Origin of the sequence: Pseudomonas gessardii (assembly GCF_001983165.1) — a bacterium.
GTDB classification, from domain to species: Bacteria; Pseudomonadota; Gammaproteobacteria; order Pseudomonadales; family Pseudomonadaceae; genus Aquipseudomonas; species Aquipseudomonas gessardii.
The window spans coordinates 208,672-228,763 of sequence record NZ_MNPU01000003.1 but is presented as its reverse complement, the minus strand read 5'-3'; the positions used below and the strand labels follow the sequence as shown (position 1 = coordinate 228,763).

18 protein-coding genes are annotated in these 20,092 nt (G+C 64.0%); 12 read left to right on the top strand and 6 right to left on the bottom strand.

Going from position 1 to position 20,092, the window contains the following annotated elements; all coding sequences use genetic code 11:
* Positions 1–75: 75 nt before the first annotated feature.
* Positions 76–1,422, top strand: a complete 1,347-nt coding sequence (locus BLL38_RS04385) for an OprD family outer membrane porin (RefSeq protein WP_076961434.1) — start codon at positions 76–78, stop codon at positions 1,420–1,422.
* A 138-nt stretch (positions 1,423–1,560) separates the two neighbouring features.
* Complete coding sequence (locus BLL38_RS04380) at positions 1,561–2,304, top strand: alpha/beta hydrolase family protein (RefSeq protein WP_076961433.1); 744 nt, start codon at positions 1,561–1,563, stop codon at positions 2,302–2,304.
* On the opposite strand, the gene BLL38_RS04375 is transcribed toward BLL38_RS04380, so the two are convergent.
* Positions 2,301–3,206, bottom strand: coding sequence for a LysR family transcriptional regulator (locus BLL38_RS04375; protein WP_076961432.1), 906 nt, complete (start codon positions 3,204–3,206; stop codon positions 2,301–2,303). The genes BLL38_RS04380 and BLL38_RS04375 overlap by 4 nt on opposite strands.
* A 309-nt stretch (positions 3,207–3,515) precedes the next feature.
* On the opposite strand from BLL38_RS04375, the gene BLL38_RS04370 reads away from it, so the two are divergent.
* The 10 genes from BLL38_RS04370 to BLL38_RS04325 all read left to right on the top strand — a co-directional run bounded on the left by BLL38_RS04370 (position 3,516) and on the right by BLL38_RS04325 (position 14,069).
* Positions 3,516–4,283: a FadR/GntR family transcriptional regulator gene (locus BLL38_RS04370; protein ID WP_076961431.1), complete on the top strand. Its 768-nt coding sequence runs from the start codon at positions 3,516–3,518 to the stop codon at positions 4,281–4,283.
* A gap of 209 nt (positions 4,284–4,492) precedes the next feature.
* A complete protein-coding gene (locus BLL38_RS04365; protein ID WP_076961430.1) occupies positions 4,493–5,695 on the top strand; it encodes an ABC transporter substrate-binding protein in 1,203 nt (400 codons plus the stop codon).
* 68 nt (positions 5,696–5,763) lie between these two features.
* The gene (locus BLL38_RS04360; RefSeq protein WP_076961429.1) at positions 5,764–6,624 is read left to right on the top strand and encodes a branched-chain amino acid ABC transporter permease; all 861 of its coding nucleotides are present in this window, start codon (positions 5,764–5,766) and stop codon (positions 6,622–6,624) included.
* A gap of 1 nt (position 6,625) precedes the next feature.
* Positions 6,626–7,636, top strand: a complete 1,011-nt coding sequence (locus tag BLL38_RS04355) for a branched-chain amino acid ABC transporter permease (RefSeq protein WP_076961428.1) — start codon at positions 6,626–6,628, stop codon at positions 7,634–7,636.
* Entirely contained in the window at positions 7,633–8,382 is a 750-nt protein-coding gene (locus BLL38_RS04350) for an ABC transporter ATP-binding protein (RefSeq protein WP_076961427.1), read from the top strand. Before BLL38_RS04355 ends, BLL38_RS04350 begins: the two co-directional genes overlap by 4 nt.
* Positions 8,382–9,077, top strand: a complete 696-nt coding sequence (locus BLL38_RS04345; protein WP_076961426.1) for an ABC transporter ATP-binding protein — start codon at positions 8,382–8,384, stop codon at positions 9,075–9,077. The genes BLL38_RS04350 and BLL38_RS04345 overlap by 1 nt, the downstream gene beginning before the upstream one ends.
* A 13-nt stretch (positions 9,078–9,090) precedes the next feature.
* Entirely contained in the window at positions 9,091–10,365 is a 1,275-nt protein-coding gene (locus tag BLL38_RS04340; protein ID WP_076961425.1) for a Zn-dependent hydrolase, read from the top strand.
* Complete coding sequence (locus tag BLL38_RS04335; protein ID WP_076961424.1) at positions 10,362–11,765, top strand: amidase; 1,404 nt, start codon at positions 10,362–10,364, stop codon at positions 11,763–11,765. The genes BLL38_RS04340 and BLL38_RS04335 overlap by 4 nt, the downstream gene beginning before the upstream one ends.
* Positions 11,766–12,150: 385 nt before the next feature.
* Complete coding sequence (locus BLL38_RS04330; RefSeq protein WP_076961423.1) at positions 12,151–13,014, top strand: LysR family transcriptional regulator; 864 nt, start codon at positions 12,151–12,153, stop codon at positions 13,012–13,014.
* Between the two features lie 50 nt (positions 13,015–13,064).
* On the top strand, positions 13,065–14,069 hold the full coding sequence (locus BLL38_RS04325) for a LacI family DNA-binding transcriptional regulator (protein WP_076961422.1): 1,005 nt from the start codon (positions 13,065–13,067) through the stop codon (positions 14,067–14,069).
* On the opposite strand, the gene BLL38_RS04320 is transcribed toward BLL38_RS04325, so the two are convergent.
* The 5 genes from BLL38_RS04320 to BLL38_RS04300 form a co-directional block, all read right to left on the bottom strand.
* Positions 14,066–14,791, bottom strand: a complete 726-nt coding sequence (locus tag BLL38_RS04320) for an SDR family oxidoreductase (protein ID WP_076961421.1) — start codon at positions 14,789–14,791, stop codon at positions 14,066–14,068. The genes BLL38_RS04325 and BLL38_RS04320 overlap by 4 nt on opposite strands.
* A 137-nt stretch (positions 14,792–14,928) precedes the next feature.
* A complete protein-coding gene (locus tag BLL38_RS04315) occupies positions 14,929–16,461 on the bottom strand; it encodes an FGGY-family carbohydrate kinase (RefSeq protein WP_076961420.1) in 1,533 nt (510 codons plus the stop codon).
* A 2-nt stretch (positions 16,462–16,463) separates the two neighbouring features.
* A complete protein-coding gene (locus BLL38_RS04310; RefSeq protein WP_076961419.1) occupies positions 16,464–17,543 on the bottom strand; it encodes an alcohol dehydrogenase catalytic domain-containing protein in 1,080 nt (359 codons plus the stop codon).
* Between the two features lie 72 nt (positions 17,544–17,615).
* Complete coding sequence (locus BLL38_RS04305; RefSeq protein WP_076961443.1) at positions 17,616–18,608, bottom strand: ABC transporter permease; 993 nt, start codon at positions 18,606–18,608, stop codon at positions 17,616–17,618.
* Complete coding sequence (locus tag BLL38_RS04300) at positions 18,574–20,082, bottom strand: sugar ABC transporter ATP-binding protein (protein WP_076961418.1); 1,509 nt, start codon at positions 20,080–20,082, stop codon at positions 18,574–18,576. The genes BLL38_RS04305 and BLL38_RS04300 overlap by 35 nt, the downstream gene beginning before the upstream one ends.
* Between the last annotated feature and the right edge of the window lie 10 nt (positions 20,083–20,092).

The window sequence follows — 20,092 nt, the reverse complement described above, 5'->3', positions numbered from 1 at the left end:
TGGCAAGGCTGCTTGCCACAGGTACAGTGCCCGGCCTAAGCGGCCGCCTTACTCTTCTTTGTATGGGGATTGACCATGTATCCACGTCTTTTCCTGGCCGCCGCCCTGGCGTCCGGTACCCAGGCTTATGCTCAAGAAAACGCCCAGGCCAGCGCCCCCGGCTTTATCGAAGGCAGCAGCCTGGACCTGAACCTGCGTCACTACTATTCCAACCAGCACACCCAGCGCAGTACCTACCTGAGCATCAAGAAACCCAGCGGTATCGAACGCACCCGCGTGCGCGAGACCTGGGTGCAGACCGCCATGCTCAAGTACAGCTCCGGCTACACCCAGGGCGTGATTGGCGTGGGGGTGGATGTAGGCGTCTTCAGCGCGGTCAACCTGCAGCGCGGGCATGGCAAGGTGGCCAATGGCGGCGACCGCGTGCTGGTGGACAGCGACGGCGACGCGCTCCCGACCTGGAGCCGGCTGGGGGTGGGCGATGTGCGGTTGCGCCTGTCCAACACCGAACTCAAGATCGGGCGCTTGATGACCGACAACCCGATCCTGCGCTACAAGGACAACCGCGCCCTGCCGTCCAGCTTCCAGGGCGTGGGCCTGTACAGCAACGAGCGGGACTGGCTGTCGGTGCAGGGCGGCAGTTTCGACCGGGCCATCCCGCGCACCGGCACTGGCGCCGAACGCCTGACCACCACCTTCGGCAACCGTGCCTACAGCGGCGCGCGCATCAGTTACTTGGGGGCCACGCTCAAGCCGGGCTACGGCCTGGAAGCCAGCCTCTACGGCTCACGCTTCGAGGACATGTGGGACCAGTACTACCTGGGGCTGACCCACCGTATCGGCGACAAAAATACGCTGGCCCTCAAGACCGCCCTGCACTACTACCACACCCGGGACTCCGGCCAGCAGCGCCTGGGCTACATCGACAACGACGCCGCCAGCCTGGCCGTGACCGCCAACCACCAGGCCCACAGCCTGACCCTGGCCTGGCAACAGGTGTTGGGCAACGAGTACTTCGACTATGTGTGGGAATCCACCGGCAACTACATGGCCAACTCGTTGTACTCGGACTACAACGGCCCCAACGAAAAATCCTGGCAACTGCGCTACGACATCGACCTGGCGGCCTATGGCGTGCCCGGCCTGACGGCCAGCCTGTGGCACGCCAAGGGCTGGGGCATCGATGGCACGCACTATGAGGGCGATCGCAACGGCCGCAACACTGGCTACAACGTGCGTGGCCTGGATAACGCCAAGCACAACGAAAACGGCTTGATGCTGGCGTATGTGGTGCAGTCCGGGAAGCTGAAAAACAGCGTACTGCGCACCATCGTCTACAACCACCGCGCCAGTGGCGGGCAGATCGACGGCAGCTACGACGAGTTCAGGATCGTCGGTAACTTTCCCATCAACCTGTTCTGACACCCGCCTGTCGGCACCAGCAAGTGCCGATAGGTAATCTTCAGAATTCTTACACCCTGTATGCGACTGCTCCGGCATTGGTTCGCCGCCGACCTTGGTAAAAAACCAGTCCCTATGGACGGTTACCCAGGAACGCGGATGAAACCTTTGAAAGCAGCAGCGCTTTGCATCATCAGTGGGTCGATGATGCTCATGAGTTCACCCGGCCAGGCCACGCCGCCGGGTATCGAATGGCTGGTCGATTGCCCGCGCCTGCCCGGGCGGGCCCTCGACCAGGAGGTGGTGGCGCGCACCCAGTGCGGCATCGTCACCGTGCCCCTGGACCATCAGGCCCCCAGCACACGCCCCCATCGCCTGACCATCACCCGGGTCGGGGCCCAGCAGCCCCTGGAACGCCGGGGCGTGATCTTCGTGCGGCCGGCCACGGCACAGGCAGATTTGCGCGGGGTGTTCGCGGTGCATCTGGCGACGGTGTGGAAGTACTACAACAACGAGGCGTACCGCACGCTGACACGCTTCTACGATGTGATTGAGCTAAGCCCGCGCAATGGGCCGGCCAGCGAGCAAGCAGCCTGGGACATGGAGTTCGTGCGCCAGCAACTGGGTGAGCCACGGATCAGCTTCCTGGGCATTGCCCAGGGCAATGCCCTCGGGGCCGGGTACGCCCAATTGTTTACCGATCGCGTCGAGCACATGGTGCTGATCGAGCCCGATGGCACCACCGCCCAGGCCTCCGCGACACTGCCCGCCACCCTGCGGCTCAAGGGCCCGTATCTACAGAGCACCACCACGGATGCCAGCCAGTGCGTAAACCGCTGGGCCGGCACCTACCTGGCCCATGGCAGGCAGCCGCCAGCGTCGGCCCGTTGCCTGGCCGACTAATCCACCAGCGCGCAACGCTGCATCGCGCTGGCCAGCATCTCCTGGCACTTGAGCACCGCCACCGAGCGCGGTCGGTTGCGGTAGCCGCACAGGTCGATGCGAATCCGCCCCAGGTGCTCATCGGCAATCGGCACCGCCACCAGGCCATCGCCCAGGTCGCGGGCCTCGGCATCCACCTGGGGCAGGATCAACACCGCTGCCCGTTGCCGGGCCAGGCTTTTCTGCACTTCCAGGGAACTGGTGGTAAACACCGGCTGGATCGTCACCCCACGCTTTTTCGCCGCCGCTTCCAGGGCCTGGCGCACGCCGTACGCCGAGTCGGGGATGGCCAGGGGTTGGCCTTCCAGCTCGCGCAGCTCAATGCTGTCGCGCAGGGCAAAGGGGTGTTCGGCGCTGACCAGCACGCGGTGCCACAACTCGCATTGCGCGGTGACCTCCACATCGGCGCGCTCCTGCAGATAGAACGCCAGGCCCAGGTCGGCCTCGCCACTGCACAGCGCATCCAGGGTGGCCGAGGCGCTGGCAATCACAATATTGAACGTGACCTTGGGGTGCGCCCGGTAGAACGCCGCGAGCACCGGCGCCAACACCGTGGAAACGATACTTTCTGACACATGGATGCTGATGTTACCCGCCACCTGGCTTTGCCGGCTGGCGATCACATCGCGCACCTGGTCGAGGCCGCGCAGGGTGCTGGTGACCTGTTCGGCCAGGCACTCGCCCTCCACCGTCAGGCGGATACCACGCGGGCCGCGCTCAATCAGGGCGGCGCCAAAGAAGTGTTCCAGGTGTTCGATCTGCCGGCTGACGGCAGTGGGCGTGACGTACAAACGCTCGGCCGCCTTACGCAACGAGGCGCAGCGCGCCACCTCGTGAAAATACCGCAAGGCTCGTAATTGCATGCTCGGGTGCTCCTGCACAAAGACTGGACCCACATAGCACGCAATTACTGCGCCAGGCTCAATCTGCCTAACTCCACAACTCAACTGTAGGAGCTGGCTTGCCTGCGATAACGGTGGGTCAGGCAATATTTTCTCAGTTGATAAACCGCTATCGCAGGCAAGCCAGCTCCCACAGTTGATTTGAGTTGGCCTGCTAGTCCAAAGGTGGTTTACGACCTGTTTCCACTGAAAACGACCCCTGCCGTTGACGTCCCGCCCCAACCCCTATTAAGTGCTATTTATCCGCATTAATACGATAAATTAAAAACCATGCTCAGCCGCCCCCTGCGACGCAAACGCCAGAAGCTTTCCGATGTGATTGTCGAGTCGGTCAAGCGCTCGATAGTCACCGATGCCTTGAAGCCCGGCGACCGCTTGCCCACCGAGCGCGAGCTGATGGAGAGCTTCCAGTGCTCCAAGGGCTCGGCCCGCGAAGCGCTCAAGGCCCTGGAAGTCGAAGGCCTGGTCAACACCCGCACTGGCCCCACCGGGGGCGCCTACCTGAACCAGGCCGGCACGGAGCCGGCCAGCCGCGCCTTGCGCAACTACCTGCACTTCCAGCACCTGGATGGCGAGCAGGTGTACCAGTTGCGCAAAGTGATCGAGGTGGAGCTGGCGGTGTCGGTGCTGGGGCGCCTGAGCGAAGACGACTATCGCGCCCTGCAAGACAACGTGGACTTTTGCAGCGCCCCGGAAGACAGCGAAGCCGGCCAGCGTGAGCAACGCCTGGCGGAACTGGAGTTCCACAACTTGCTGGCCAGGGCCTGCCCCAACCCGCTGCTGAGTTTTATGGCGCAGTTCCTCAACGACCTGCTGCGCGACCTGGTGGTGCTGAAAAAGGCCTACAAGCCCAAGCGCAAGCAGTTCGACGCGGCCAACCTGGACTATCACAAGCAACTGCTGAGCGCGTTTCGTGCCAACGATGAAGCGGCCGTGCGCAGCCTGATGCATGAACATATGTGCGACGCCGAACACCATATGACCGCGCTGGAGGGCCAGGTCAGCCCGCATTTTTTGCTGGAGTTCGATCACTCCTGAACACACCACAAATCCCCTGTAGGAGCTGGCTTGCCTGCGATAGCGGTCGGTCAGGCAAATTTTCTCAACTGATCAACCGCTATCGCAGGCAAGCCAGCTCCTACAGTTTTGACCGTGTTTGACTTCAATAAAAAAGGCCTGCCCACAGGCCATGCTCCACCGTATCGCCATTGCCACTCCTGCCAATAACTAAACCAGGGAGTCACCCCATGCAGCGTCGTACGTTGTTGAAAGCCAGCCTCACCGCCGCCGCCGCGCTCAGCCTTCCGCTGGGCGTGCGCGGTGCATTCGCCGCCGAACCGTTTACCTTTTACGGCCTCAAGTCCATGTCTGGCGCGTTTGCCAGTTATGGCAAATTTGCCGACATGGGTTCACGCCTGGCCGTGGCGCAGTACCCAGACTTGTTGGGGCGCCCGTTGAACTACAAGGTGATCGACACCGAAGGCAACGCCGGCAAGGCGGTGCGTAAGGTCCAGGAGGCAATCGGCCAGGACGGCGCGCGGTTCTTCCAGGGCTGTACCCTGTCGTCCTCGGCGCTGGCAGTGGCCAAGGAAGTGGACAAGGTGGGCGGTGTGTTCATGACCCCGGTGGGCGCCGATGAAGTCACCGGCAAGGACTGCAACGGCGCGACCTTCCGCTGGTCGGTGCCCACCTATGGCGCGATCCGCGAAACCCTGGTGCCGCTGATCAAGCTGCTGCCCGAGGCCAAGCGCTGGTACACCATCACCCCGCAATACGTGTTCGGCGAAGCCCTGCTCGAAGGCGCCAAAATCGTACTGGCCGAGAGCGGCCTGGAGCATGTGGGCAACAGCTATCACTCCTTGCAGGAGCAGGAGTTCTCCGGCTACCTGACCAACGCCATCGCCGCCCGGCCCGACGTGCTGGTGTTGCTCAACTTCGGCAGCCAGTCCTCCAACACCCTGCGCCAGGCCGTCAACTTCGGCATCAAGGAGCGTATGAAAGTGCTGCTGGTGTGGTCCGCCGGCCTCGACCAGTTCCAGGAACTGGGCAGTGATGTACTCGAAGGTGTGTACCTCGGCGCGCAGTACTGGCACCAGGTCGATACCCCACTCAACCGCGAACTAGTCAAGCTGACCCAGGCCAAATACGGGATCAACCCCACCTACCCGCTGGCCGCCGACTACATCAGCACCAAGGTCATGCTCGACACCATCAAGGCCACCGGCAGCTTCGACGGCCCGACCGTGGCCAAGGCCATGCAGGGCCTGAGCTACGACGGCCCGACCGGCCAGGAAACGATTCGCGCCGGCGACCACCAGGTGATCAAGGATTACTACCTGCTGGTGGGCAAGGCCACGGGCGACATGGCCGACAAGGATGACCTGGCCAAGGTCCTCAGCGCCGGCCAGTCGTTCCCACCGGTAGAAGCCACGGGCTGCAAGCTCGGCTGATCCGCCCACTTTCACCGGTCACACACGACAGGGCCGTTGACCGCGGCCGCCTGTTGGAGGATTCCTGCATGCTCAATCTTTACCTGTTCCAGATTCTCAATGGCCTGGGCCTGGGGATGATCTACTTCCTGATTGCGGTCGGGCTGACGATCATTTTCGGCCTGCTGAACTTCGTCAACTTCGCCCACGGCGCGTTTTTTCTGCTGGGGGCGTACATCTGCTACACCGCCGTCAGCCTCACCGGCAGCTTCTGGCTGGCCCTGCTGATCGCGCCCCTGGTGGTGGCCGCGCTGGCATGGCTGATCGAGCGATTATTGATCCAGCGCATCTACCACCTGCCACACATGTTCCAGATCCTCGTGACCCTGGGCATCGCGCTGATCATCCAGGAAGCCAGCGTGATGATCTGGGGCCCGGTGGGCAAGAGCGTTGCCGTGCCAGAACTGCTGCGCGGGGTGCTGGTGGTCGGCGACTTCGTGTACCCCTACTACCGCCTGTTTTTGATTGTGTTCTCAGGGCTGGTGGGCCTGGGCCTGTGGCTGCTGCTGGAGCGCACGCGCTTTGGCGCCCTGGTGCGGGCCGGCAGTGAAAGCACCGAGATCGTGTCGCTGCTGGGCACCAATATTTTCCGCCTGTTCTCCATGACCTTCGCCCTCGGCGTGGCCCTGGCCGGGGTCGCCGGGGTGCTGTTTGCCCCGTTGCGTGGCGCCCAGCCCTTTGTCGGCCCGGAAATCCTCGGCATCGCCTTTGTGGTGGTGGTGATCGGCGGCATGGGCTCGTTCAGCGGCGCCCTGGTGGGCGGTTTGCTGGTGGGCGTGGTGCAAAGCCTGATGACCACCCTGTGGCCCCAAGGCGCAAGCCTGATGATCTACGGCGCCATGGCCGTGGTGATTCTGGTACGCCCTTACGGCCTGTTCGGGAGAGCCTGAGATGAGCGAGAAAAATCCCCTGCCGTTTGCCAAGACCCAATCCAAGGCCATGTTGCTGTGGGTGCTGGCGGTGTTGATCGGCCTGCCGTTGATATTGCCCTCGGCGACCCTGGCCACCGAGATCCTGATCTTTGCCCTCGCCGCCCTGGCCTGCAACCTGTTGCTGGGCTACACCGGGCTGCTGTCGTTCGGCCAGGGTATCTTCTTCGGCGCCGGCGCCTATTGCGCCGCCTTGCTGATGATCCACCTGCAACTGGGCCTGTTCAGCGCGCTGCTCGGCGCGGCCCTGGTCGGCGGCTTCCTGGCGTTCCTGGTGGGCGCCCTGGCGATCCGCCGCACCGGTATCTACTTCGTGATGCTGACCTTGGCCTTCAGCCAGATGGCCTACTTCCTGGCCTACACCCTGAGCGGCTGGACCGGCGGCGACAACGGCCTGCTCAGCGTGCCGCGCCCGCAAATCCGTATCGGTGACACGGTGCTGCTGTCCCTGGCCGACGCCCGGGTGTTCTACGGGTTCGTCGCGGTGCTGTTCCTGCTGATCTTTATCGGCGCACGCCGGGTCATCGCCTCGCCATTCGGCAGCACGCTGATGGCGATCCGCGAAAACGAAACCCGCGCCTCGGCCATCGGCTACGACACGCGCCACTTCAAGATCCTGGTGTTTGTGCTGTCTGGCGCGGTTACCGGGATTGCCGGGGCGCTGTACGCGATGCTGCTGCACTTTGTGCCGCTGTCCAATATCGACCTGGTGATGTCGGAGAACATCCTGATCATGACCATTGTCGGCGGCACCGGCTCGCTGTTCGGCTCGTTGCTGGGGGCCGGTGCCATTGTGTTGCTGGGGGACTTTCTCTCCGACCTGTGGCCGCGCTGGCTGATGCTGCTGGGGGTGATCCTGATCCTGGTGGTGATCTTTATGCGCGGCGGCTTGTGGGGCGGCCTGTCGTCGTTGTTTGAACGTGTGCGGGGTAGCCGCAAGGCCGCCGTCGCGACCAAGGAGGAGCTGCTATGAGCATCCTGCTGGAAACCAAAGACCTGGAACTGGCCTACGGCGCCTTCCATGCTGTCAACGGCGTCAACCTCAAGGTCGAAGCCGGCACCATCCACACCATTATCGGCCCCAACGGCGCCGGCAAGACCAGCCTGTTTCACTGCCTGACCGGCGAGCGCCAGGCCACCGCAGGCGCAATTCACTTCGACGGCCAGAACCTGATGCGCAAACCGGCCCACGGCCGTGTCGGCCTGGGCATGGCGCGTTCGTTCCAGCTCACCAGCCTGTTCCAGAACCTCAGCGTGCGCGAAAACCTGCGCCTGGCCGCCCAGGGCCGTGACGGCGCACGCGCCCTGAACTTCTGGCGCCGCGTGGACAGCAAACGTGAACACCTGGAGATGGCCGACCAGGTCCTGGAGCGTCTGCAACTTACCGCCCGCGCCGAGACCCTGGCCGGCGAGCTGTCCCACGGCCAGCAGCGTGTGCTGGAGGTGGGCATGTCGATCTGCTCCAAGCCCAAGCTGTTGATGCTCGACGAGCCCACGTCGGGCATGGGCATCGACGACATCCCAATCATGACCCAACTGATCAGCGACCTGGGCCGCGACCATACGGTGCTGCTGATCGAGCACAACATGAGCATCGTCATGTCCATCAGCCAGCGCATCACCGTGATGAGCCACGGGCAGATCCTGGTCGAGGGCACACCGGAATTCGTGCGCGCCGACGAGCGCGTGCGCAGTGCTTACCTGGGGGAGGCCGCCTGATGCTGACCGTCGACAATATCCATTCCTACTACGACAAGAGCCACGTCCTGGAGGGCGTGTCCCTGACTGTCAATCCCGGCGAACTGGTGACCCTGCTCGGCCGTAACGGCGCCGGCAAGACCACCACCCTGCGCAGCATCCTGGGGATTATCTGCCCGCGCCAGGGGCAGATTCACTTCAACGGCCAACCGCTGGTGGGGCAGAAGATTTTTGAAATAGCGCGCCAGGGATTAGCGCTGGTGCCGGAGAACCGCGGGATCTTCCGCCTGCTCACGGTGGAGGAAAACCTGCGCATCGCCGTGCGCAAGACCAGCCGCTGGCAGCTGGAAGACGTATACGCGATGTTCCCGCGCCTCAAGGAACGGCGCAAAAACGCCGGGCATGCGCTGTCCGGTGGCGAGCAGCAGATGCTCGCTATCGCCCGTGCCCTGCTCAACGATCCCAAGCTGCTGATCCTCGACGAACCCACCGAAGGCCTGGCCCCGGTGATCGTCGACGAACTGGTGAAGATCCTGCGCAAGATCAAGGACGACGGCCTGCCAGTGCTGCTGGTGGAACAGAACCTGCTGGTCTGCGACAAGCTTGCCGACCGCCACTACGTGCTCGAACAGGGCCGCGTGGTCTACGAAGGCAGCGCCGAGGCCTTTCGCGCCGACCCGACGATCAAGAACCGCTACCTGGCCCTGAGTGCCTGACCGGAGACTGCTGATGAATAGTTTTGCGCAACTGCTGCCGAGCAACGCCCTGCTGGTCAACCGCGACCGCCTGTGGCAATCCTTGATGGACCTGGCCCAGCTCGGCGCCACAGCCAAGGGCGGCGTGTGCCGTCTGGCCCTGACCGACCTCGACCGCCAGGCCCGCGACCTGTTTGTGCAGTGGTGCACGGCGGCCGGGTGCAGGGTCAGTGTGGATGCCATCGGCAATATCTTCGCGCGCCGCGCCGGACTTAACCCGGACCTGCCACCGGTGATGACCGGCAGCCATATCGACACCCAGCCCACCGGCGGCAAGTTCGATGGCTGCTATGGGGTGATGGCCGGCCTGGAAGTGATCCGCACCTTGAATGACTTGGGGGTGGAAACCCAGGCGCCGATTGAAGTGGTGGTGTGGACCAACGAGGAAGGCTCGCGCTTCCCGCCGTGCATGATGGGCTCCGGGGTATTTGCCGGTAAGTTCGACCTGCAGGAGACCCTCGACAAGCAGGACGAGCAAGGCCTGTCGGTGGGCGCCGAGTTGCAACGCATTGGCTACGCCGGCCCGCGCGCGGTACTTGGGCACCCGGTGGGGGCCTATTTCGAGGCGCATATCGAACAGGGCCCGGTGCTGGAAGACCAGGCCATCACCCTTGGCGTGGTCATGGGCTGCCTGGGCCAGAAGTGGTTCGACCTGACCTTCACCGGCGTCGAGGCCCACGCCGGCCCCACGCCCATGCGCCTGCGCAAGGACGCCCTGGTGGGCGCCGCGCAGGTGGTCAGCGCGGTCAACCGGATTGCCCATGAGCAACAACCCCATGCCTGCGGAACCGTGGGCTGCCTGAGCCTGCACCCGGGCTCGCGCAACGTGATTCCCGGCCAAGTACAGATGACCATCGACCTGCGCCATCTGCATGCCGACAAGCTGCAAGCGATGGTCGATGAAGTGCGTGAGGTGATCGAGGCCACGGCCAAGCAACATGGCCTGAGCTATGAACTGACGCCCACCGCCGACTTCCCGCCGCTGGACTTTCATCCCTCTTGCGTCAACGCCGTGCGCGATGCGGCCAGTGTGCTGGGCTTGAGCCATATGGATATCGTCAGCGGCGCCGGGCACGATGCGATTTTTGTCGCCGAACGGGGCCCGGCCGGGATGATTTTTGTGCCGTGCGAAGGCGGCATCAGCCACAACGAAATCGAAAACGCCGCGCCGGATGACCTGGCCGCCGGCTGCGCGGTGTTGCTGCGGGCCATGGTCAATGCCGCGCAACAGGGAGGTGAAGCAGCATGACGGAGATCGCCCACCTGACGGCCGTGGAACTGCTGGCGCGCTACCGGGATAAAAGCCTGTCGCCGCTGGAAGTGACCGAAGACACTCTGCTGCGCATCGAGCGCTACAACCCGCTGGTCAACGCCTACTGCCATGTCGACCCCGAGGGCGCCTTGAACGCCGCCCGGGCTTCGGAACAACGCTGGTTCAAGGGCCAACCTTGCGGCGCATTGGACGGGGTGCCGGCGTCAATCAAGGATTTGACCCTGACGGCCGGCATGCCCACGCGCAAGGGCTCACGCACCTCATCCGCCGCCGGGCCGTGGGACGTCGATGCGCCGTTTTCGGCGTTTATGCGTAAGGCCGGCGCGGTGTTGCTGGGCAAGACCACCACCCCGGAATTCGGCTGGAAAGGCGTGACCGACAACCCGCTGTACGGCATCACCCGCAACCCCTGGGACACGCGTACCACGGCGGGCGGCTCGTCGGGCGGCGCGGGCGCGGCGGCGGCGCTGAACCTCGGGGTGTTGCACCAGGGCAGCGATGCTGGCGGCTCGATCCGCATTCCTTGCGCCTTTACCGGCACCTTCGGCATCAAGCCGACCTTTGGCTACGTGCCGCAATGGCCGGCCAGCTCCATGACCATCCTCTCGCACCTGGGGCCGATGACCCGCACCGTGGAAGATGCGGTGCTGATGCTACAAACCGTGGCCCACCCGGACGCCCGCGACGGCCTGATCGGCGCGCCACGCAACACGCCGTGGCTCACCCCGGGCAGCGACCTGAAGGGCCTGCGCATCGCCTACAGCCCGGACTTTGGCTACGTGAACGTCGATCCGCAGGTGGCCAAGGTGGTCGCACAGGCAGTCGCGGGCCTGGTGCAACTGGGGGCGCAGGTGGAACAGATCGACCCGGGCTTCAGCGACCCGCTGGAGATATTCAGTACCCTGTGGTGTGCTGGCGCGGCGCGCCTGACCGGGCAGCTGACCGGCGCCCAGTGCGACCTGCTCGACCCCGGCCTGCTGCGCATTGCGCAACAGGGCGAACGCCTCAGCCTGGACGACTTCAACGCGGCCCTGGAAGCACGGGCGGCACTGGTGGCGCGCATGGCGGCGTTCCATGAGCACTACGACCTCCTGGTCTCGCCGATGCTGCCGATCACCGCCTTTGACGCGGGGCACAACGTACCACCGGGCTCGGGACTGGGCGAGTGGATGGAGTGGACGCCGTTCAGCTATCCGTTCAACCTCACCCAACAACCGGCGGCCTCCGTGCCCTGCGGGCTGGCAGCCAATGGCTTGCCGGTGGGCTTGCATGTGGTGGGCGCGCGGTTTGCCGATGAGCAGGTGTTAAGGGTGTGCCAGGCGTATGCCCGGGCGTTTCCGACCCAGCACCTGCAAGCACCGAAAGACCTGGGCTGACACCCAATCCAATGTGGGAGCTGGCTTGCCTGCGATGGCGGTGTATCAGTCGATAAATCTATTGGCTGACCTGCCACCATCGCAGGCAAGCCAGCTCCCACAGGGGAATGCAGCTCCGCGCTCTGGCTTTGCTGCAGGTGTTAAGGGTGTGCCAGGCGTATGCCCAGGCGTTTCCGACCCGGCACCTGCAAGCGCCGAAAGACTTGGGCTGACACCCAATCCAATGTGGGAGCTGGCTTGCCTGCGATGACGGTGTATCAGTCGATAAATCTATTGGCTGACCTGCCACCATCGCAGGCAAGCCAGCTCCCACATTGAAGCGCATTTCACAGACTGATCTGCGATTGTCACACTACAATGTCCCTCCACCCCTTTCGGAGCCGACATGGACATCGAACTGGCACGCACTTTCCTGGAAATCACCCGCTGCGGCAGCCTGGCCGCCGCCGCCGAGAAACTGCACGTCACCCAGACCGCCATTACCGCACGTGTGCAAAAGCTCGAAAGCCAGCTCGACAGCACGCTGTTTGTGCGCAACCGCGCCGGGGCGCGGTTGACGGCGGATGGCGAGGCGTTTGTGGTGTATGCCAATCAACTGGTGCAAACCTGGGAAGCGGCGCGCCGCGACCTGCCGTTGCCCGAGGGCTACCGCAATGTGTTGCATATCGGCGGCGAAGTCAGCCTGTGCAACCCGCTGATGCTCGGCTGGGCCAAGGCCCTGCGTGAACACATCCCCAGCCATGCGCTGCGCACCGAAGTGCGTGACGGCGAATACCTGTTGCGCCAGTTGGAGCTGGGCGGGCTGGACGCCGCGCTGGTGTTCCAGCCGCAGTACTGGCCGGGATTGCAGGTGGAGCAGGTACTGGAAGAAAAACTGATCCTGGTGCGCCTGGCCGCCCACCCCGATCCCTATGTGTATATCGACTGGGGCCCGGGCTTTCGCCAGCAACATGACGCGGCCCTGCCGGACAAGGCCCGCGCCGCCGTGAGTTTCAACCTCGGGCCACTGGCCTTGCAGTACATCCTGGAGAACGGTGGCAGCGGCTATTTCCGCACACGGGTGGTGCAGAGTTACCTCGAAAGCGGGGTGATGGAGCGCGTGCCCAAGGCCCCGGAGTTCAGTTTCCCGACTTACCTGGTGTACTCGCGCGAGCGCGATTCGGCGATCCTGCAACAGGCCCTGGTGCTGCTGCGCGGGGTGGTCAAGGCCCAGAGCGACTGGTCGCAACGCTGGGATCCGGTGCTTTGAACCAGTGCCCATGTTAGCCTCCTGATGTTTTCTCCTGGTCCCACCTGCCAATGAACAAGAAAAAATCCGTCACCATCAGCGACATCGCCAAACGGGTCAATATGACCACCATCACGGTGTCGCGGGCGTTGAGCAAGCCCGACCTGGTCAAGCCCGCCACCCTGGCGCGGATCCTTGAGGTGGCGCGTGAGCTGGACTACGTGCCCAACGCCTTTGCCCGCGGGCTCAAGCGCAGTGAAAGCCTGATCATCGGGGTGATCACCGCATCGGTGGACAACCCGTTCTACAGCGAAATGATCAAGGCGATTTCCCGCGAGGCGAAGAAGCACGGCTACACCATCATGCTGGTGGACACCGACGAGCTGGAGGAACTGGAAAGCAAGGCCGTGGACACCCTGCTCGGTTATCGCGTGGCCGGGATCATCCTGTCGCCGGTCTCCGACGAGCCCGACTACCAGCCCGATTACCTGGAGCGCCTGGGCAACGGCAAGACCCCGGTGGTGCTGCTCGACCGCACGATCCACGACAGCCCGTTCAGCCGCGTGGTGCTGGACAACTACCACAGCGGGATCGAGGCCGCGCAGTACCTGTTGCGCCACAACCCGGCGCTCAAGCGCCTGCTGGTGCTGACCGGGCCTGAGCATTCGCGGATCACCGTGGAACGCCTCAAGGGCCTGCGCGAAGTACTGGCCGAGCATCCCCAAGTGCAGGTCCAAGTGCGCGCCGGCGACTACACCTTAATGCCCTCCTACCTGCACACCCTCGACTACCTGGCCGCCCACGCCGCGCCGGATGCGATCATGGGCTTCAACCAGTTGATCACCCTGGGCGCCCTGCGCGCCTTGCGCATGCACAATATCCCCCACGATAGCCTGACCATCTGCGGCATCGACCGCCTGCCCTTTGCCGACATCTTCGGCGTGCCGATTGCCTGCGTGGCCCACGATGCGTCGCTGGCCGGCAGCAGTGCGGTGCGCCTGTTGCTCGACCGCCTGCAAGACCCGCACAAACCCCGGGACAAGGTAGTGATCGCCGGCAAACTGGAGAACGGCTAGCGGCTGGTATAGCCGCCGTCGATGGGCAGGCTGACCCCGCTGATCATGCTCGCCGCCTCGCTCAACAGGAACAGCACCGGCAATGCCACTTCGTGCGGCTGGGCGAAGCGTCCCAAGGGTATCGCCGCGAGCGCCGGGTCGCGCTTGGCCGGGTCGGCCCAGGCCTGTTGCGCCATGGGCGTGAGGGTCACGGTGGGGTTGACGCTGTTGACCCGGATCCCGAAACGCCCCCATTCGGCACATTGCACGCGGGTGATCGCATCCAGCGCGGCCTTGGACGCGCAATAGCCGAGGTGATCGTCCAGCGCCACCAGCGAGGCCTGGCTGGAGACATTGACGATACTGCCGGCGATGCCTGCCGCGATCATCGCCGCCGCCACCCGGCTGGCGACTTGCGCGGCGGCGCGGGCGTTGACGTTCATCACCTGGTCGAAAGCGGCGCTACTGATCGCCGCGGCCGGCTCCAGGCGCGAGATCCCGGCGCAATTGACCAGGCCATGCATGGGCGGCAGGTCCTTGAGGGCCAGGTCCAGGGCGGGGCTGTTGGCGATGTCCAGGCACAGGGTTTCGCAGCCCAATTGTGCGAGTGCGTTGGCGTCACGGCCGATGGCGAAGACCTGGGCGCCGCTGGCGAGCAGTTGCAGGGCGATTTCCCGGCCAATGCCGCTGGTGGCGCCGGTGACGAGGATGCGTTGGTGGGTGAAGTCGAAGGTGGTGGTCATCAATGAATATCCCAAAGCAATAGAGAGCCCATGTGAGAGCTGGCTTGCCGGCGATGGCGGCGTGTGCGCCAACACATTGGTGACCGATACACCGCTATCGCAGGCAAGCCAGCTCCCACATTTTGGTCCGTGTTCACTTAACTCGTTTGCAGGCTGTGCATCACCGGCTTGAGTACCGGATACAGCTTCAGGTAGTCCGCAAACGCCCGGTCATACGCCTGCACATTCTCAGCCCCAGGCTCAGCCCGCAGCTCCAACTGCACCCACCCCTGCGCCATCTGCCCCTCGTCCACCAACCCCACCGTATGCGCCGCCAACAACGCCGCACCCAATGCCGCCTCCACTTCCTGGACGATGGTGTACACCGGGTAGCGGGTGACATCCGCGATGATCTGCATCCATAAATCCGAATGGCTCGCCCCGCCCACCACGATCAACCGTGGGTCCAGGGAATGGGCGCCGCGCATGCCCGCCTCGATATTGTGCCGCAGGGCAAAACTCACGCCTTCAAGCACCGCGCGGTACAGGTGGATGCGGCTGTGATACAGGTTCAGGCCAACAAAACTGCCGCTGGCCTGGTCATCCCACACCGGGCTGCGCTCACCCATCAGGTACGGCAAAAACAACAGCCCTTCACTGCCCGCCGGGATCTTGCGCGCGCTCTGTTCCAGCAGCCACAGGCTGTCCTGGCCGGTGTCCTGGGCCTGTTGCTCCTCGGCCTGGCAGAACTGCTCGCGAAACCAGCTGACCGAGGCCCCGGCGGTAATCGCGCCGCCAAAGATGTACAGGTCCCGCTGGCCGTTGTAGACATGGGGCATGCTGACCAGGCCATGGCGCGCATCCACCTGTTGGTTGAGGTAGCCCCAGCACATGCTGGTGCCGATCATCGCCACGTGGTTGCCCGGCCGGGTGACGCCGGCCGCCAGGGTCGCCATGGCCGCATCGACGCCACCGGCCAGCACCGGCATGCCCGCCGCCAGGCCCAGGCGTTGCGCCCATTCCGGCAGCAGGCCGCCCACCACTTCGCCCGAATACAACAAGCGCTCGGGCATCATCGCCAACGGGATATCCAGCGCCGCCAGCATCTCGGCCGACCAGCCGCGCGCGGCCACGTCGTAGACCCCGCCGATATTGCCGGCGCTGCTGTGATCCACCGCCACCTCACCGGTCAGGCAGTAGTTGATATAGCTGTTGGGCGGCAGCAGGTAGCGGGTGTTGGCCCAGACCTCGGGCTGGTGCTGCTTGAGCCAGAGCATCTTGGTGAAGCCGTAGTAGCTGTCCACCGAGTTGCCAGTAATCGCGAACAGGCGCTCCAGGTCGATCTGCCCGCGCACCCAGGCCACCTGCTCGCCGGCGCGCCGGTCCATCCAGATCAGGCACGGATGCAGCGGTTTCATCGCATCATCCACCGCGATTCCCGAGCCGCCGTACAGGCTGCTGATGCACAACGCCTTGACCTGCTCTTTGGAGACCCCGGCGCGGCCCATGCACCCGGCCACGCAGGCCTGCACCGCGTCCAGCCAGACCTGCGGCCACTGCTCGGCCCAGCGCACTTTTGGCGTGTCCACGCGATAGCCCTGGCTGTGCTGGGCGATGATCCGCCCCTCGCTATCCACCAGCAGCGCCTTGGTGCTCTGGGTGCCAATGTCCACGCCAATCACGTATTTCATACTTATTGCCCCGGCTTGAGCAGCACCTTGATCGACTTCACCGAGTTGGCCAGGTCGAACGCTTCGGCCCAGTTATCCAGGGGGAAGTCATGGGTGACGATGCCCTTGGACGTCACCAGGCCGCGCTCGAACAGGTCGATGGCCACCGGGTAGCAATACGGCCCCAGGTGCGCGCCGCGGACGTCCAGCTCCTTGCGGTCGCCGATGATCGACCAGTCGGCGCTGGTCTCGGCGCCGAACACACTGAACTCGACAAACCGCCCCAATTTACGGATCAGCTCCAGGCCCTGGGTCACGCCCGCCGGCACGCCGGTGGTCTCGATATACACGTCGCAGCCGTAGTGGTCGGTCAGGCCATTGATGATCGCGCGAGCGTCGTCGCGGGCGGGGTTGATCACCACATCGGCGCCGTATTGCTTCGCCAGCGCCAGGCGCTCGTCGACCATGTCGATCACCACCAGTTTTTTCGGGGTTTTCAGTGCGGCCACCTGGACCATGCACAGGCCCAGGGTGCCGGCGCCGGCAATCACCACCACGTCATCGAGTTGCAGGTCGCCACGGTTGACCGTATGGATCGCGCAGGCCATCGGCTCGATCAACGCCGAATCCTCCAGGGACACCGCCTCGGGAATCTTGTGCACGATGGCGGTCTTGGGGATGCGCATGTACTGGGCCATGCCGCCTTCGGCCACTTCGCGCTGGAAGCCGAAGATATTGTGCACCTCGCACATCCAGTACTTGCCGGACTTGCAGAAGCGGCACTTGCCGCAGGGCACGATCTGCTCGGCGATCACCTTGTCGCCGACCTGGACCTCGAAGTGCTCCTCGGCGCCCTCGCCCACTTGCTCCACATAGCCGAAAAACTCATGCCCCGGCACCACCGGCGCCTTGACCCACGGGTTATCGCCGCCCCAGAACATCGCCGCGCCCGAGTGGCATTTGCAGTCACTGGCGCAGATCCCGCAGGCGGCAATGCGGATCACCAGTTCATTGGGCCGCGCCTGGGGTTTGCTGATGCGCTCCAGGCGGTAGTCTTTGGGGCCGTGGCAGACGACGGCTTGCATTTGGCTGTGCTTGTCCATGAGGTACTGACCTTTATTGAAGCTGAAAGAACCCGTCGCGGCCACGGCGGCCGCGGTGCGGTGATGGTTGTTTTACTTGTGGCGCTGACGGCTGATAAAGATCGCCAGCAAAATAATTGCGCCCTTGATCACGCTCTGCACATAGGGCGAAACCCCGAGCATGTTCAGGCCATTGTTCAGCACGCCCAGCAGCATGGCGCCAAGCAAGGTGCCGACAATCACCCCGCGCCCACCGGCAATCGAGGCACCGCCCAGGACCACCGCGGCAATCGCATCCAGCTCAAAACCGATGCCGGCGTTGGGCTGGCCGCTCATCAGGCGTGAGGTCAGCACCAGCCCGGCAATCGCTGCGGTCAGGCCGCTGATGCCATACACCAGCAACTTGAAGCGCGCCGCCCGCACCCCGGACAGACGCACCGCCTCTTCGTTGCCGCCAATGGCGTAGATGTAGCGGCCAATGCGCGTGTGTTGCAGCAGCACATAGGCCACCAGGTAGGTGACCAGCATGATCAGGATCGGCACCTGGATCCCCAGCAGGCTGGCGCGACCAAAGAAGCCGAACCACTCCGGCAGCCCGGAAATGGGATAGCCATCGGTGTACATCAGGCCAAAGCCCCGGGCGATGCCCATGGTCGCCAGGGTGACAATGATCGGCGGCATCTGCAGGTACGCCACGAACAGCCCGTTGCCGATGCCAAAGGCCACACCGATCAATAGCCCGGCGCCAATCGCCAGGCCCGGCGGCAGGCCTGCGACCATCAGCCCCGCAGTCAAGGTGCCGGACAAGGCCATCACCGGCCCCACCGACAAGTCGATACCACCGGTGAGGATCACGCAGGTCATGCCCACCGCGATGATCGCGTTGATCGACACCTGGCGGCCAATGTTGGACAGGTTGCTGGCGGTGAGAAAGTTATCGCTGGCCACGATCATCACCGCCGTGACCACCAGCAGCCCGATAAACGGATAGAACGCCGGCGAACGCACCAGCCGTGCCAGGTTCGGCCGTAGCCCCTGGGTACCTGCGCGGTTAATGGACGTATTCACTTGAGCCCCCTGTGGCATGGCGCATGACCTCTTGTGGGTTGACGGCGGACGCTTCCAGTACCTTGACAATGGCGCCCTTGTGGAACACGGCGACGCGGTCGCACATGCCAATGATTTCCGGCAGTTCGGAAGAAATCATGATGATTGCGTAGCCTTGCTCGGTGAGCTTGCGCATCAGCGCGTAGATCTGTGCCTTGGCGCCGACATCGATGCCCCGGGTCGGCTCATCGAACACCAGCACATCGCAGTGATGGTTGATCCAGCGCGCAATCACCACTTTCTGCTGGTTGCCGCCGCTGAGGTTGAACACCCGGCTTTCGCCACTCGGCGCCTTGATCGACAGTTGCTGCATCAACGCTTCGACGCTGGCGCATTCCTTGTTTTTGTCGATCAGGCCGCTGGCGCCCTGGTATTTGTGCAGGTTGTTGAGGGAGATGTTTTCGCGAATGCTGAAATCGGTGATCAGGCCTTCGCTCTTGCGGCTTTCCGGCAACAGGCCGATGCCATGGGCCAGGGCCTGGGCCGGGTCGTCGAGGCTGATTTTGACGCCGCGCAGCCACACCTCCTTGGTCACTGACGCGAGTGCGCCCATCATCCCCAGCGCCAGCTCGGTGCGGCCCGACCCCACCAGCCCGGCAAAGCCGAGGATCTCGCCCTGGTGCAGGTGGAACTGGTTGTGGGGACCATTGCGTTGCAGCTGGATATCCCTGACCTCCAGCAGCAACGGCCCGCGCGCGGTGGTGGGTTTGGGCGGGAAACTGCATTCCAGCTTGCGGCCCACCATCATCTCCACCAGACGGTCGATATCGCTGTCGGCCACGTCGGTGACGCCGGCATTGCCGCCGTCGCGCAACACGCTGATGCGGTCACACACCTGGAAAATCTCCTCCAGGTGATGGGAGATAAAAATCACCGCCACGCCCTGGCGCTTGAGTTCGCGCATGATCCCAAACAGCAGCTCGGCCTCGCTCGGCGTCAGGGTGGCGGTGGGTTCGTCGAGCACCAACAAGCGCGCCTCCAGGGCCAGGGCCTTGGCAATCTCGACAAACTGCTGCTCGGCCACGCTCAGGTGCCGCACCGGGCATTGCAGGTCGATGCTCACCCCCAGACGCTGGAACAAGGCCTGGGACGCCTCGTGCATATCGCGCTTGCGCAGCAGGCCGAAGCGGTTGTTCAGCTCATGGCCGAGGAAGATATTCTCCACGGCGGTGAGGTCGGGAATCAGGCTGAACTCCTGGAAGACAATGCCGATACCGGCGGCAATCGCATCGCGATACGTCGCAAAGTGCCGGGCCTGCCCATCGATCAGAATGCGCCCTTCATCCTGGTGCTCAACCCCGCCGAGGATTTTCATCAGGGTCGATTTGCCCGCGCCATTTTCCCCGAGCAAGGCATGAATCTCGCCGCGCTCCACTTGCAGGTTGATGGACTTGAGGGCTTGCACCCCGGGGTAGCGCTTACAGATATTTTCCAGTTGCAACAGACTGCTCATACCGCCGACC